The sequence below is a fragment of the Asticcacaulis solisilvae genome, from assembly GCF_017875235.1.
Taxonomy (GTDB): Bacteria; Pseudomonadota; Alphaproteobacteria; order Caulobacterales; family Caulobacteraceae; genus Asticcacaulis; species Asticcacaulis solisilvae_A.
In genome coordinates, this window is the sequence record NZ_JAGGMI010000032.1 from 1 (window position 1) to 1082 (window position 1082).

Annotated in this window: 1 protein-coding gene; it reads left to right on the forward strand. The window is 64.0% G+C overall.

The annotated features are described in order from the left end of the window. Positions 1-1082, forward strand: a 1082-nt coding sequence (gene glmS, locus J2X24_RS22445) for a glutamine--fructose-6-phosphate transaminase (isomerizing) (protein WP_209726327.1), incomplete at both ends; no start/stop codon positions are given.

Below are 1082 nucleotides of genomic sequence, written 5' to 3' on the forward strand. Positions count from 1 at the left end.
GTCGGCTGGGGCGAGGACGGCGAGATGTTCCTGGGCAGCGACGCCCTGGCGGTAGGCCCGTTCACCCAACGCGTCACCTATCTCGAGGAAGGCGACTGGGCTATCGTCACGCGTGGCGGCGCCCAGATCTTCGACGCCAAGGGGTCTTTGGTCAACCGTCCCCTGACCCATGTGTCGGCCTCGGCCGCCCTGGTTGAAAAAGGCGCCTACCGCCACTTCATGGAAAAGGAAGTCCACGAACAGCCGGAAAGCTGCCAGCGGACCCTGTCGGCCTATCTCGATCCAATTTCTGCCCGCGTGCGCGACGATATCCAGGCCGCCGTCGACTTTGGTGAGATCACGCGCATCCAGATCATCGCCTGCGGCACCGCCTACTACGCAGGCTCGATCGCGCGCTATGCCTTTGAAAAATTGGCTGGATTGCCGGTCGATGTCGAGGTCGCCTCGGAATTCCGCTACCGCAGTCCGGCCGTGACGCCTGGCACGCTGGCGGTTGCTGTGTCGCAGTCGGGTGAGACCGCCGACACCTTGGCGGCGCTGCGTTGGTGCCAGTCGCAAGGCCTGAAGACGGCCGCCCTGGTCAATGTCCATTCCTCGACCATGGCGCGCGAAGCCGATATCCTGTGGCCGACCCACGCCGGCCCCGAAATCGGCGTCGCTTCGACCAAGGCCTTTACTTCGCAACTGTCGGCGCTCCTGGCCCTGTGTATTTCGGCGGCCCGCCAGCGCGGCAAGATCACCACGCATGAGGAAGCGCATCTGGTTCGCACCCTCCTCGAAGCGCCGGGCCTGATCGCCGAAGCGCTGAAGATGGATGCCGAGATCACGCGCATGACCTATGACCTGTCGAAGGCGCGCGACGTCATCTATCTTGGCCGTGGCGCCATGTACCCATTGGCGCTGGAAAGCGCGCTGAAGCTGAAGGAAATCAGCTACATTCACGCTGAAGGCTATGCCGCCGGCGAGCTGAAGCACGGGCCGATCGCCCTGATCGACGAGAATACGCCGGTCGTGGTCATCGCACCCGACGACGAGCTGTTCGAAAAGACGGCGTCCAATGTCCAGGAAGTCGCGGCGCGCGG